The organism is Streptomyces sp. SAS_270 (genome assembly GCF_052543295.1).
This window is the reverse complement of sequence record NZ_JBMNDS010000098.1, coordinates 24,633-37,868: the sequence shown is the minus strand read 5'-3', so window position 1 is coordinate 37,868 and position 13,236 is coordinate 24,633. Positions and strand designations below refer to the sequence as shown.

Below are 13,236 nucleotides of genomic sequence, written 5' to 3'. Positions count from 1 at the left end.
GTCGATGGTCCGCACCCGGCCGGGTGCGGACCATCGACGGGGATTGGCTTCCCCACCGATGAGCAGCGTCAGTGTTGTGATCCCCTGCTACAAGTACGGCCATTTCCTCGCCGACTGCGTGAGCAGCGTCCTGGACGAGCAGGACGGCGTTGACGTCCGGGTACTCATCATCGACGACGCCTCGCCCGACGACTCGGCGGAGGTCGCGCTCAAGCTGGCCGCCTCCGACCCGCGGATCGAGGTCCACGTCCACGAGACCAACAAGGGCCACATCGCCACGTACAACGAAGGCCTCCTGGAATGGGCCGACGGCGACTACGTGGCCCTCCTGTCCGCCGACGACCGGCTGGTCCCGGGCGCGCTGGTGCGGGCCGCCCGGCTTCTGGACGCCCACCCCGAGGCGGGGTTCGCCTACGGGCGCCCCCTGCGCTTCCAGCACGGCGGACCGCTGCCGAAGGCCCGTACGCAGAGCACCGGCTCGGTCGTGCACCCCGGCCAGTGGTGGCTGGAGCGCCGCTTCCGCGAGGGCACCGGCTGCATCACCTCACCCGAAGTCGTCGTGCGCACAAGCCTCCAGCGCAAGGTCGGCGGCTACGACCCCGCCCTTCCCCACGCCGGCGACATCGAGATGTGGATGCGGCTCGCAGCGCACGCCGACGTCGGCTACGTACGCGGCGCCGACCAGGCCTTCTACCGCGTCCACGGCAACAACATGTCCACCGTCGACTTCGGCGGCCAACTCGACGACCTGCGCCAGCGCCTCGTCGCCTTCGACTCGGTCCTCGACAAGTGCGCCGACCGGCTGCCCCACGCCGACCGGCTGGCCGATCAGGTCCACACCCGACTCGCCCGCTATGCCCTGCGCCGGGCCTACCGCGCCTACGACCGGGGCCGTACCGGCGTCGTACCGGTCGACGAATGCGTGGCGTTCGCGGAACAGTGCCTGCCCGGATACGCCGCGCTGCCCGAGTACCGCGCACTGCGGCTGCGCCGACGGATCGGGCCGAAGGCCATGCCGTACCTGCAGCCCCTGGTGTGGTCGGCCGTCGCCGAGCGCGGGCGGGAGTGGCTGTGGTGGGAGTCGTGGAAGCGCCGCGGTGTCTGATGCGTGATCGGTTCAGCTCAGTTGGCCACCGGAACCCCTGCCGTGCGGCGGACCGGTTCCGGGGTGCCGTCCTTGCGCTTCCGGCGCCGCAGCGCGTACCGGTCGCACCACAGGGCGCCCAGAATCCCGAAGATCCCGCCCAGCAGCGCCGTACCTGCCAGGGCGCGGCTTCTGGTGCCCTGCACCGGGGCGGCACTCGGCGCGACCAGGACGGAGGCGCTGATCCGCGACCCGGGGGCGATCCGCTGCGCGTCCTGCAGGTCCGTCACATGCTTGGTGTAGACCTCGATGATCCGGCTGACCGCCCTGTCGGCCTCGACGGCGCCGGCCCGCTGCGCCTGCACCTGCACCGAGGGGATCAGATAGCGCGGCGTCGCGCTGGTGCCGCTGTTGCGCGGGATCAGCTGGAACGACCCCTGCACACCGGCGGAGTCCAGCTCCTTGCGCCCGGCGGGCGACTCGAGCTGCTGGATGACCCCGTACGAGAGCGTGGCGAGCGGCGGTTGGAGGTTCGTCAACTGATTCGGCTGGTTTCCGGTCACGGGCGGTTTGAGGACGACCACCGCCGAACTCAGGTACTGCGGCGCGGAGTGCAGCACCTTGTACGCTCCGGCGGCCGTCAGCGCGAGCGCGAGCAGCAGTACGTACCAGCGGCGGAGCAGCGCTTCGGCGACGTCACGAGGCGACACAGGGATTCCTTCCGTCGCCCCCGATCCTCGCAGGCGCCGCAGCGAGCCGCCACCGAAAGGGAGTTCTCATGAGCCTTGCCGACCTCCTGGCGATCATGCGCAGGCGTTGGTACTTCATGGTGCCCCTCACCCTGCTCAGTCTGCTCGCGGGCGGGTATCTGTACCGGACCATCCCGGTGTCCTACGAGTCGCAGAGCTCCGTCACACTCCTCGACTCCACGGCGATCGCCGAACTGGCCCCGACCTTCGGCAACCCCCTGTCGAACGCGGGCGGTTCGCTGGTCGTCACGGCCGACGTGCTGATCAGGACGCTCCAGTCGAGCGACTCGGCCAAGGAACTGCACTCCCGCGGCGTCACGGACCAGTACACGGTCGGTTTCGCGCCGCAGGCCGACAGCCCGCTGCTCACCCTCAGTGTCACCGGAACCGACCGGGCGAAGGTGCTCCGCGAGACCGCCACCCTCACCAACTTCACCGGGGAGCAGCTGAAGGCCCTGCAGGCGGCCTCCAAGGTGCCGAAGGTGTACGCCGTGCAGACCGCGCCGGTCGTCCTGCCGCAGACACCCGTCCCGCAGTCGAAGGGCCGCTACCAGGGCATCGCGTCGGTCGTCATCATCGGGGTCGTCAGCGCGTTCCTGCTGTCCATCCTGGCCGAAGGCGTCGCGGTGGTACGCCGGCGCGGACGCGCCCTGGCCGAATACGTTCCCCGGCGCCATCGTGCCCGGCCTCCCGAGCGGCCCAGGGGCCTGCTGGTGCGGAGACTGGACGCCACGACGATCCTCACCGGCTATCTGGTGCTGGCGTTCTTCGTCCCGTCGAACCTGACCCTGCCCGCGCTGGGAGGCGTCGGCACCCCGGCCAACGTCTTCGCCCTGCTGGGACTTCTCTGGTACCTCGCGACCTGGCTCGGCGGCCGCATCCTCCCGGCGAAGGGCACCAGGCTGCCCCGCGTGGCGATGTGCCTGCTCGCCGCCGCGGTACTGCTGTCGTACCTCGCCGCCGCGATCCGCAGCAGCTCGCACGAGGAGGTGCTCGGAGCCGACCGGGGGATCATCGGGCTCGGGGTGTGGGTGGCGCTGGTCGTGCTGGCCTCGGCCGGCATCCAGGACCGCAGCCGGCTGGAGACCCTGATGCGCCGGCTCGTCGTCCTCGGCACGGTGGTCGCCCTGATCGGCTACTACGACTTCTTCGCCGCGACCAACATCGCCGACTCCATCCACATCCCCGGCCTGCACTCCAACTCCGCCGGGATGAGCGCCATGGACCGCGGCTCGTTCACCCGACCCCGCTCCACCACGGCCCATCCGCTGGAGTTCGGGGGGATGCTCGCCATCCTCGTTCCCTTCGCCGTCCACCAGGCGTTCGACCCGGTGCGCCGGCACGCCGGCGCGCTGAGGCGCTGGGCCCCGGTGGCGATCATGGCAGGTGCCCTTCCGCTGACCGTGTCCCGGACGTCCATCATCGGCGCCTTCATCGCGATCCTGGTGATGGTGCCCCGCTGGAAGCCGCAGCGCCGCTGGGCCGCGATCGGCATCATCCTGGGTTCGGTGGCCGGCTTCAAGGTGATCATCCCCGGACTGATCGGAACCATCACCAACCTGTTCGCCAGCTTCCTGTCCAACTCCGACAGCAGCACCCAGGCGCGCACCGTGAAGTACAGCGCGATCGTCCCCTACCTCAGCGAACGCCCCTGGTTCGGAAGGGGATTCGGCACCTTCACCCCCGACCTGTACTTCTTCACGGACAACCAGTACATGCTGACCCTGGCCGAGACGGGCGCCCTGGGACTGGTCGCGCTGCTCGTCCTGTTCATCACCGGGATGCACCAGGGCGGTGCCATCCGCCGGCTCGCCCGCACCGAATCGGACCGCGAGCTCGGGCAGGCCTTCCTCGCCTCGGCCCTGGTCGCCCTGGTCATCAGCGCCACCTTCGACGCGCTCAGCTTCCCCATGTACGCCGGGATGTTCTTCCTCACCCTGGGCGCCGGCGGCAGCTACCTCGGCTTCATCCGCCGTGAGGCGGCCGCCGCCGCGAACCCAGCCCCCCGCAAGGCTTCCGACCCCGAAAGGGCGTCCGAAGCCGAGCTCCCCCAACTCGTGGAGTCCCGATGAGTCCCGTCGCCGTCATCGTCGTCACCTGGAACAGCGCCTCGGTGCTGCCCGGGTTCCTCGCCGCGCTGCCCGACGGCATGGCCGGCCTCGACTGGCGGCTCGTCGTCGCCGACAACGACTCCGCCGACGACACCGTCGACGTTCTCCGGGAGCTGGCCCCCGACGCCACCGTCGTACAGACCGGCCGCAACGCCGGGTACGCGGCCGGGGTCAACGCGGCGCTGGGTGCGGCCGGTACATACGGGGCCGTACTCATCTGCAACCCCGACATCCGGATGCGGCAGGGCTGCGCCAAACGTCTCGTGGACGGACTCGGGGACGGAGTCGGCATCGCCGTACCCCTTCTGTACGAAGAGGGCAGGGACACCCCGCATCACTCGCTTCGCCGTGAGTCGAGCGTGCTCCGGGCCCTCGGCGAAGCCGTGATCGGCAACACCAGGGCCGGGCGCTTCCCGCCTCTGAGCGAGCTCGTCACCGACCCCGCCGCGTATCAGCGGCCCACGCGCGCGGACTGGGCGACCGGTGCGCTGATGGCCATCGCGGCCGACTGCCTGGCGGCCTGCGGCCCGTGGGACGAGTCCTTCTTTCTCTACTCGGAAGAGACCGAGTACTGCCTGCGGGCACGGGACCGCGGATACGCCACCCGACTGGAGCCGTCGGCCGAGGCCGTTCACCTGGGAGGTGACTCCCAGGTGTCGCCCCGTCTGTGGACACTCCTCACCCTCAACCGCGTCCGCCTCTACCGGCGAAGGCACGGCCCGCTCGCCACGGCCGTCTTCCGTGCCGCCGTGCTGCTCCGGGAGACATCACGCGCCGCGCTCGGCCGACCGGCCAGCCGAGCGGCCGCCGCCGCCCTCGCCCGGCCGGGCGCCCTGCGCGCCACGCCAGGGCCGTGATCGCGCACGTGATTCGGCACATCGCGGCGCTGCGCGCGGAGCGCCGGGCCGTCTCTTCTTCTTACGGGGCTCAGGGGGGTTCATGAGTGCAGTGAAGGTCACCGACAGATCGGACAGGCCCGCTGGAACGCTGACCGACGGATCGAGGCTCCCCTCGCTGACGGGGCTCCGGTTCGTCGCTGCCTTCCTCGTCTTCTGCTTCCACATCTCGATATCGGGGCTGCTGGCCACGTCGTCGACGCAGCACGCGTTCGCCCGCACGGCGGGTGCCGGAGCGGTGGGCGTCTCGTTCTTCTTCGTCCTCAGCGGCTTCGTCCTGACATGGTCGGCACGGCCGGGAGACACCGCTCGCGCCTTCTGGCGGCGTCGAGCGGCGAAGATCTACCCGAACTACGTCGTGGCCTTCGTCATCTCCGTCGTCGGGCTCTACGCGACCGGCCACGCGGTGGGGTTCCTCGTCGGAGCGGCGAACCTGGGGCTCGTCCAGGCGTGGTGGCCGGACCCGGGCGTCTACTTCGGCGCGAACTCGGTCAGTTGGTCGCTCGCGTGCGAGGCGTTCTTCTACGCCCTCTTCCCGGCGCTGCTGCCGGTGCTCGGCCGCATCCGCCCGCAGCGGCTGTGGGCGAGTGCCGCGGTGTGCGTGGCGGCCGTGTTCGCGGTGCCCGCAGCGGCGACGTTCCTGCCCGCCGAGCGGCACTACTGGTTCGTCTACATCTTCCCGCCGGTCCGCCTGCTGGAGTTCGTGCTGGGGATCCTGATGGCGCTCGTCGTGAAGAGCGGGCGTTGGCCGCGGATTCCCGTGTGGTCCATCGCCCTGCTCCTCGTCGTCGCGTATGCCGTGACGCCGTACTTCCCGCCGGACGCGGAGACGTCGGCCGTCACCGTGATCCCCTTCGCGCTGCTCATCCCTGCCGTGGCCGTCGCCGACGTCGAGGGGAAGCGGAGTGTGTGGCGGAGCCGGTCCGCGGTGTGGCTGGGAGAGATCTCCTTCGCCTTCTACCTGATCCATCAGTCCGTGATCGTGGATGTGATGCGGGGGCTCGACGCGCAGGGTTCGGGGCCGGCGAAGGCATGGACGCTCATCTTCGCAATGCTCGCCCTCTCCATGGTGCTCGCGGGGCTCATGCACCGGTTCGTCGAGATGCCCATGATGCGGCGCCTAGGACGTCGGAGAACGCGCCACCCCGCCTGAGGCGGGGGTGGCCCGTCGGCCGCCGCGGAAAGCAGGCCCCTAGCCCGCACTCCTCGGCCGGCACACCATCGCGATGAAGTCGTGCCCCACCTCCGGCAGCGCCGCGTCCTCCGCCGCGAAACAGCGGTCCAGCAGTGCCAGCGTCTCAGGCTCCTGGTCACGGAAGTTGTGCGCGATCCCGGAGAACGCGATGTGCAGCACCGTGCCGCCGTACGGCCGTTCCTCGACGACGTCGAAATGGCGCCGCAGGCCCGGCAGCAGTGCCGCCGCGTCGACCGCCTCCGAGGGGTCGTCCAGCACCATCGACAGCCTGCTGGGCCGCACCACACGGCGCTTGATCCGGCCGTCGGCCAGCCGCCGCCGCTCCTCGGGGAACTGGGCCAACAGAGCGTTCGCCGCTTCCAGTTGACCGTCCGTCCACTGGAAGCGGGTGGGCCCGACGAACTCGTCGATCACGAACATCCCGCCGGGCTCGATCAGTTGGGACAGACGTGGCAGGGTCTCGTCGAGGTTGTCGAAGTGGTGCAGCGACTGCAGGCCCAGCAGGACGTCGAAGCGTTCCCCGTCCGCGGCCATCCGGTTGACGTCGGTGACCCGGAAGCGCAGCACGTCGTCGAGACCGTTCTCGGCGGCGGCGCGGGTGGCGAAGTCGATGCGCTGCTGCGCCACGTCCACGCCCTCCAGGAGAGCGAACGCGCCGGTCTTCGCCCAGAGCAGCTCGTTTCCGCCGGTGCCGCACCCCAGCGACAGGCCGCGCAGATCGGTGCGGGGCGCGAAGTGCTTCGCGGCGACGTACTCGGGAAAAGAGGTGCCCTCGTCGCCGGTCATCAGCAGGTTCCACCGCTTGACGACCGCCGGGATCGCCCACCACTCGGTCAGCGACGGGTCGACCCGGGACCAGTGCTGGACCACCCGTGCGCCACCGCGTACGCGCAACTTGGCGAGCACCGGGTCGAGTTCCAGCTTCCGCACCTTGCGCAGCAGCCGGTCCGCGTCATGTCTGTTGATGAGGTTGTTCAGCATGCGGCCTCCGTTCTTACGGCTATGAGGGACTTCGGCGCTCCGAGCACCCGCTCGCTGAGGAGCACCGATGCGGGGAACAGGTAGCGCATTTCGGTGCGGGTCAGCAGCTCGATGTTGATCACGGCGTTCATCGCCGACTCCGGGCTGTCGGGGCGGCTGTGGACGAGCGGCCAGTGCCGTACGAGACGGGCCCTGGCGGCCAGGGGCAGGAACTGGAAGCCGGGCGCCACGAAGTGCGGCTCGACGGGAAAGTAGCGGTACGGCGTCTGGATCCAGTGCAGTGGAGCCAGTTGCTCGACCGCGGAGACGAACTTCTGCCGCTGGCTGTGGCCCCCCACGTGCTCGATGGTCGAGTTGGAGAACACCAGGTCGTAGCCGCCCTTGCCGCTCAGTTCGGCGGCGACAGCCGGGTCGGTGACGTCGGCGTTCTCCGCGGTGATCCAGGTGGGCAGCTCGGCGGGGTGTTCCTCCAGGTTGATCAGGTGGACGTGCTTGGCGCGCACCGGAGCACGCAGCCACATCTCGGCCGTCCCGCCGAGGTCCACGACGCTCATGTTCTCGATGCCGGGGAAGCAGCGCCGGAACCGTTCCCAGCGGGAGATGCGCAGCCGTTCGCCCAGTGAGCCGGGTGCGTCGACGAATCTGTTTCTGAGGGCTCGGGAGCGGGCCATGGGATCAACCACCTGTGGTCGGAGCGGAAGGAGAGCACGTCAACTGGGCCGGTGCCATTGCGTGTAGAAGCTGGCGGGGTTCATCAGGTACCGAACGGTGGGGTGGGGCACATGGAGCACCCGGTGCCCGCGCCCGTAGCGGCGGATCAGCTCCCAGTCCTCCCGGGGCAGCACCTCCGGTGTCCGGCGCAGACGGCTGAAGTGGAGGGAGCGGGTGCGGCGGGCGACGAAGGCGTTGGTGTCGAGGAAGGCCTCGCGGGCGGCCCGGCGCCGGTCGTAGGGCACCGAAAGGACGTCCTTCTCGCTTCCGTCCGGCAGGACCCGGCGCAGCGCGGTGTACACGCCGTCGGGTCCGCCGGGGGACTGCAGGACCGCAAGCGCCCGTTCCAGGTGGTCGGGTTCCCACAGGTTGTCGTCGTCCAGGAACGCCACGTACCGCGAGCGGGTGAGGCGGATGCCCACGTTGCGCACGACGCCCGCCACGCCGGTGTTGCCCGCCAGTGAGACGGCGAACAGCCTTGGATCGTCGGGGAGTTCGGGCAGTCCGGCGCCGTCGTCGACCACGATGACCACCTGGTCGCGAACGGTCTGGTCCAGGGCCGAGCGCACCGCGGCGCGCAGCGCCTCCGGGCGTCGGTGGGTGGCGATCACCGTGGCGACCAGGGCCGAGGGCGGCGAGGGCAGAACCGAGGCCAGCCGCCGGGTCTCGGCGTCCTCGACGCGGCGCAGTCGCACGGCGGAGGGGGCCAGCAGGATCTTGTTCCTGGTCTCGAAGAGCACCAGCCAGCCGAACGCCGCCTTCAGCAGCGTCCAGGGCGCCCGCGTGACACGGCGCACCAGGATGCCGCTCACGAGGACGGCTCCGGGGTGACCGGACGACCGTCGGACATCCGGTTGTTGCTCCACACGTTCCCGGCGCCGCCCTCGTTCCAGTGGGCGACCACGCCGTATCCGCCGGAGTTGCGGTGGTACTGCGTCGAGAAGACGTTGTCGGTGACCTTGATCCCGGTGGCGCCCGTGTCACCGCCGTAGAGGGCGTACGCGCCGCCGGCGATCCAGTTGTGGTCCACGGTGACATTGCGGACCACTCCGGTGTCCGCGAACAGGCCGATGCTGCCCGAGGCGCCCTCCTTGAGGCTGGTCGGGTTCAGCAGGGTGTTGTGGCGGATGACCAGACGGCCGGTGTTGCCGCCGCTGCTGATCACCGCGTTGGTGTGCTGCCACTCGCCGCCCCGGTTGATGAACGGGGCGAGGTCGTGCACGTAGTTGTCGTGCAGGTTGCCCTGCCCCATGGCCAGGGCGTCGCCGAACACCGAGACGTCGCACCAGCCGACCTCGACGGAGCTGGTCGCCATGTTCGACACCGCGTAGTCCACGCCGCCGTTGTCCGGCCCCTTGCCGGGCACTGCGGTGATGGTGGAGTGCAGGACCCGCAGACCGCTGTAGCCGGGGCGCAGGTTGACGCCCCACCAGCTGTCCGAGGTGATCTTGGTGTCGATGACGGTGACGTTGTTCGCGTAGATGTCGAGCGAGCCGGCGAGGTCCCATCCCCGGATGACCATCCCGTTGGTGCGGATGGCCTTGTAGCCGGTCTTGTGGTGTGTGAGGGGGATGCGCGGGCCGGTGGTGTCGGCGTCGGGGAAGCCGCAGGCGCGGGGAGAGGCGCAGGCGGCCTTGGCCGCGGGCTTGTCGGACGCGCCGCTCGCGCTCGCCGACAAGGTGGCCCTCCCCGTCGCGGACGGCGAGGTGCTGGGTTTCGCGGTCGCCTCGCCGACCGCGGTCGATGCACCGGCGCTCGGTGACGGCGAGGATCCGCTCGCCGGGCAGGTCGGTGCGTCGTCCGGGCAGTGCGACGACGCGGGCCGGCCCTGCGGCGAGGCGGACTTGTCCGATCCCGAGCAGGCCACGCCGACGACCGCCAGCAGGGCCGCAAGCAGCAGCCCCGCGAGCGAGTTCCGGCTGGTACGCCGTAACATCCGGTTCACCTCATGTCTTGTTGGGTCGGCCGGACCGGTGCGGGCGACCGGTGCCGGCCGCGGTGGGTGCGGTCGACGCCGCGCAGGAAGTCGCGGCTGGGCAGTACGCACACCGCGTAGGCGGCCAGGGCGATCGTGCCGATGGCGAGGAGCGCGATCCGGCCGTCGCCGAAGCGGCGCTCCAGGCCGAGGACGATCGCGGCCATCACGGCCCCGCCGAGGAAGGGCCACGCGCAGGCCCTGGCGATCCGGCCGACGCCGATGCCTCCGCGGCTGAGGGCGAACAGGAAGACGGGCACCACCATGCCGCCGGCGACCAGGACATGGGCCTGTGAGACTCCGACGATGCCGTTGAGATGGGCGGCGAGGAGGAGCACCGGGATCAGGGCCGCCAGCCACAGGCCCTGCACCAGGAAGAGCGACCGGCGTTGTCCGATCGCGACCAGGCAGTCGTAGGCGAGTTCGCTGCCGATGCGGATCAGGCCGAGGGCCATCAGCCAGGGCAGTGCCGCGGCGGCGGGCACCCACTGGCCGCCGTAGACCAGGTGGATGATCGGCTCCGCGAGGCCGGCCAGCAGTACGCAGAGCGGGACGGTGACGGTGATCAGTACGCCCAGGGCGCGGCTGAAGCCCTGGGCGAGCGCCTGCGGGGACTCCGCCAGACGGGAGAATCCGGCGAAGGAGACCCGGCGGGCGGCCTCGGAGATGATCCGCACCGGCCAGCCGGAGATGTTGAAGGCGAGCACGTAGAAGCCCAGGGACACGTTGCCCAGCGTCGCGCCCACCACCATGGTGTCGACGTTGACCACCGCGAGGGCCAGCATGCTCGCCCCCGCCAGCGGAAGTCCGAACCTGAGCAGTGCCCGGGCCTGTCCGGGGTCCCAGCCGAACTTCAGGGTGCCCGGCGCCGCGAGACCGCAGCCGATCAGCGTCACGACGTTCCCCGCCACGGCTCCCCAGGCGAAGCTCATCGCGCCCCAGCCCTCGAAGGCCAGCAGCAGCGTCACCGAGGTGCTGATCACGAAGTTGAGTCCGTCGATGAGCATCCGCTTGCCCTGGGCGAACTCACGGGTGAGGAACCCGCCGGGCACCTGTGCCACGCCGTCGATCACCACGCACAGGCACATCACCCGCAGGACGCCCGCGGCGTCCGGCGAGCCCAGCAGTCCGGCCACCGTCGGTGCCGCCGCGAACAGCGCCACGTAGAGCAGGCCGCTGGAGAGGGCGCTGAGGGTCAGCACGGTCGGCGCGAACCTCCGCGCGTCCCCCTCCCAGCGCACGATGGCGAGGCCCACGCCCAGCTCGTTCGCGGACAGCAGGACCAGCAGTACCGTCTGGGCGATGCCGTACACGCCCCATTCCGCGGGTCCCAGGGCGAAGCGCGCCAGCACGATGCCGGTCGCGAAGTTGCCCAGGCGCATGACGACGGTGTTGATCAGGCTCCACCGGGCCGCCGAGCGGACCTTCGTGCCGAGAGAGGGAGAAGGCGAGGGAGAAGCGGGGGGTTCGGGAGCGGGAGGAGCGGGGGCGTCGCTCGACTCAGCGGTCTCGCCGGCCGGTGTGCGGGCGGTGTCCATGAGTCGACTCCTCATCGAGCGGCTCGGCGGCGGACGCCACGGCCATGACGGGCTGGGGTGCCTTGGACTCGGCGGCGGCCGACCCGTCCTCGGCGGACCGCGACCAGCTGGGCGGCCGCCGGATGGCAAGCGTTTCGTCCACGACCGGTTCCCCGGCCGACGGCAGGAGAGCGGTGCTCTCCTGCTCCGGCACGGTGCGCCGGACCTTCGCGCCGGGCTCGGGCTTGTGCGACCGCTTGCGCGCCTCGACGTAGAAGGCGGCGGCCATGGTGAGTACGAAGCCCAGGCCTCCGGCCATGACCATGTACTCGAGCCGCGTCTTGGTCTGCGCCACCGGGTTCTGCGGGGCCACGATGGTGGTCATGCGGATCATGGCCTTCTGGGCGACCGACTGCTGGTTCTGGAACTGCTCCAGCCGTTCCTTGGCGTACGTGGTCAGGATGCGGTCCGAGGCCAGGACGGCGGCCTTGTCGGTGCCGGTGACGGTGAGCCACATGAGCGGCCCCTGGGCGTTGTCGGCGAGCTTGGCCGCGAACGTGCCGGTCGCGCCACGGGACTTGAGCTCCCGGACGGAGACATCGGAGTTGAGATTGCGGGCCAGGCTGTCGGCCATGCCGGTGAGCGAGGTCTGGGTGCTGAGGAAGGGGTTGCCGTCGTAAGCCACGGTGGCCTTCTGGGAGTTCAGCAGAACCACTGTGCTCTGGGACTGATAGGTGACCGGAACCACCACGGTCACGGCGACCGCGAGACCGACGGTGAGCAGCAGTCCGGGCAGCAGGACGTACCAACGCCTGCGCATGACCCGGAAGATCTCAGCGAGATCCATGGTGGTCCCCCCCTAGCGACCTGATGTTCGACGAGCATATGTTGCAAGCGGATCATATGGGGAGAGTTTGGTCGGTGGGTCTCGGCCGTGTGCTCGCCGTGCCTCCTCCCAGCAGCACCTCGGCGATTCGGTCACTCGCGCGGCCGTCCCACAGCTCGGGCCGGCGCGGCGCGGGCGGAGCGTCCAGCACCCCGTGCACGGTGGTCACGATGCGCGCCGGATCCCGGCCGGCCAGCACATTGGTGCCCTGCTCGACGGTGATGGGCCGCTCGGTGTTGTCCCGCAGCGTCACGCACGGCACGCCCAGGGCGGTGGTCTCCTCCTGGATGCCGCCCGAGTCGGTCAGCACGAGGCGGGCGGAGTCCTGCAGGGCGATGAAGTCCAGGTATCCGGCGGGGGGTACGAGCCGGATGCCGCCGGGGACGCCGATGTCCGCCAGCCGTCCGGCGGCGCGCGGGTGCACGGGCAGCACGAGCGGGCAACGGCCGGCGATCTCGCCCAGGGCCTTCAGGAGTCCGGCGAGGACTTCGGGGTCGTCCACGTTGGCCGGGCGATGCAGGGTGACCAGACCGTATTCGCCCGCGGTCAGGCCGAACCGGCCGAGGACGTCCGAGGCCCTGGCCCGTTCCAGGTTGGTCAGCAGCGTGTCGATCATGACGTTGCCGACGAGGTGGATCTGGTCGTCCCGGTACCCCTCCGCGCGCAGGTTCTCGGCGGCGTCGGGCGAGGGGGCCAGCAGGTAGTCGCTGACCCGGTCGGTGGCGACGCGGTTGACCTCCTCCGGCATGCTCCAGTCGCGGCTGCGCAGACCGGCCTCGACGTGCGCGAGCAGCGGCCCGGCCTTGGCCGTGACCAGGGCGCAGGCCAGGGTGGAGTTGATGTCGCCGACCACGACGACGATGTCCGGGGACACCTCGCCGAGAAGTGGCTCGAACGCGGTCATCACGCGTCCGGTCTGCTCGGCGTGGGTGCCCGAGCCGACCCCGAGGAAGCGGTCGGGCGGGCGGATGCCGAGGTCGGCGAAGAACACGTCGTTCATGGCCGGGTCGTAGTGCTGGCCGGTGTGGACGAGGATCACCTCGGCGCCCCGGCGTTCCAGGGCGTCCATCACCGGTTTGATCTTCATGTAGTTGGGTCGCGCCCCGGCGACACAGATGATGCGCGGCATGG

12 protein-coding genes are annotated in these 13,236 nt (G+C 70.5%); 4 read left to right on the top strand and 8 right to left on the bottom strand.

The annotated features are described in order from the left end of the window. Positions 1-58 precede the first annotated feature (58 nt). Positions 59-1,105: a glycosyltransferase family 2 protein gene (locus tag ACN6LB_RS40225; RefSeq protein ID WP_356137346.1), complete on the top strand. Its 1,047-nt coding sequence runs from the start codon at positions 59-61 to the stop codon at positions 1,103-1,105. Between the two features lie 17 nt (positions 1,106-1,122). On the opposite strand, the gene ACN6LB_RS40220 is transcribed toward ACN6LB_RS40225, so the two are convergent. Further along, positions 1,123-1,794, bottom strand: coding sequence for a hypothetical protein (locus ACN6LB_RS40220; RefSeq protein ID WP_445030200.1), 672 nt, complete (start codon positions 1,792-1,794; stop codon positions 1,123-1,125). A 68-nt stretch (positions 1,795-1,862) separates the two neighbouring features. Between ACN6LB_RS40220 and ACN6LB_RS40215 the strand changes: the two genes are divergently transcribed. From ACN6LB_RS40215 to ACN6LB_RS40205, 3 genes are all read left to right on the top strand, one after another. Continuing rightward, positions 1,863-3,905: an O-antigen ligase family protein gene (locus tag ACN6LB_RS40215; RefSeq protein ID WP_445030199.1), complete on the top strand. Its 2,043-nt coding sequence runs from the start codon at positions 1,863-1,865 to the stop codon at positions 3,903-3,905. Then, positions 3,902-4,801 carry a glycosyltransferase family 2 protein gene (locus tag ACN6LB_RS40210; RefSeq protein WP_445030198.1) on the top strand — a complete coding sequence of 300 codons (900 nt, stop codon included), beginning with the start codon at positions 3,902-3,904 and terminating at the stop codon, positions 4,799-4,801. The genes ACN6LB_RS40215 and ACN6LB_RS40210 overlap by 4 nt, the downstream gene beginning before the upstream one ends. Before the next feature lie 82 nt (positions 4,802-4,883). Continuing rightward, the gene (locus ACN6LB_RS40205) at positions 4,884-5,993 is read left to right on the top strand and encodes an acyltransferase family protein (RefSeq protein ID WP_445030197.1); all 1,110 of its coding nucleotides are present in this window, start codon (positions 4,884-4,886) and stop codon (positions 5,991-5,993) included. 39 nt (positions 5,994-6,032) lie between these two features. Here the strand turns inward: ACN6LB_RS40205 and ACN6LB_RS40200 are convergent, their stop codons facing one another. Genes ACN6LB_RS40200 through wecB form a run of 7 tightly spaced genes read right to left on the bottom strand, consistent with a single transcriptional unit; the run spans position 6,033 to position 13,234 of the window. After that, positions 6,033-7,016 carry a class I SAM-dependent methyltransferase gene (locus ACN6LB_RS40200; RefSeq protein WP_445030196.1) on the bottom strand — a complete coding sequence of 328 codons (984 nt, stop codon included), beginning with the start codon at positions 7,014-7,016 and terminating at the stop codon, positions 6,033-6,035. Continuing rightward, complete coding sequence (locus tag ACN6LB_RS40195; protein ID WP_445030195.1) at positions 7,010-7,687, bottom strand: class I SAM-dependent methyltransferase; 678 nt, start codon at positions 7,685-7,687, stop codon at positions 7,010-7,012. Before ACN6LB_RS40195 ends, ACN6LB_RS40200 begins: the two co-directional genes overlap by 7 nt. A 39-nt stretch (positions 7,688-7,726) precedes the next feature. Continuing rightward, entirely contained in the window at positions 7,727-8,539 is an 813-nt protein-coding gene (locus ACN6LB_RS40190) for a glycosyltransferase family 2 protein (RefSeq protein ID WP_445030194.1), read from the bottom strand. Further along, positions 8,536-9,663, bottom strand: a complete 1,128-nt coding sequence (locus ACN6LB_RS40185; RefSeq protein WP_445030193.1) for a hypothetical protein — start codon at positions 9,661-9,663, stop codon at positions 8,536-8,538. Before ACN6LB_RS40185 ends, ACN6LB_RS40190 begins: the two co-directional genes overlap by 4 nt. A gap of 5 nt (positions 9,664-9,668) precedes the next feature. Next, positions 9,669-11,240 (bottom strand): lipopolysaccharide biosynthesis protein, encoded by a 1,572-nt coding sequence (locus tag ACN6LB_RS40180; protein WP_445030192.1) that lies wholly within the window; start codon positions 11,238-11,240, stop codon positions 9,669-9,671. Continuing rightward, entirely contained in the window at positions 11,203-12,066 is an 864-nt protein-coding gene (locus tag ACN6LB_RS40175; protein WP_445030191.1) for a Wzz/FepE/Etk N-terminal domain-containing protein, read from the bottom strand. Before ACN6LB_RS40175 ends, ACN6LB_RS40180 begins: the two co-directional genes overlap by 38 nt. A 52-nt stretch (positions 12,067-12,118) precedes the next feature. After that, complete coding sequence (gene wecB / locus ACN6LB_RS40170; protein ID WP_445030190.1) at positions 12,119-13,234, bottom strand: non-hydrolyzing UDP-N-acetylglucosamine 2-epimerase; 1,116 nt, start codon at positions 13,232-13,234, stop codon at positions 12,119-12,121. Positions 13,235-13,236: the final 2 nt, after the last annotated feature.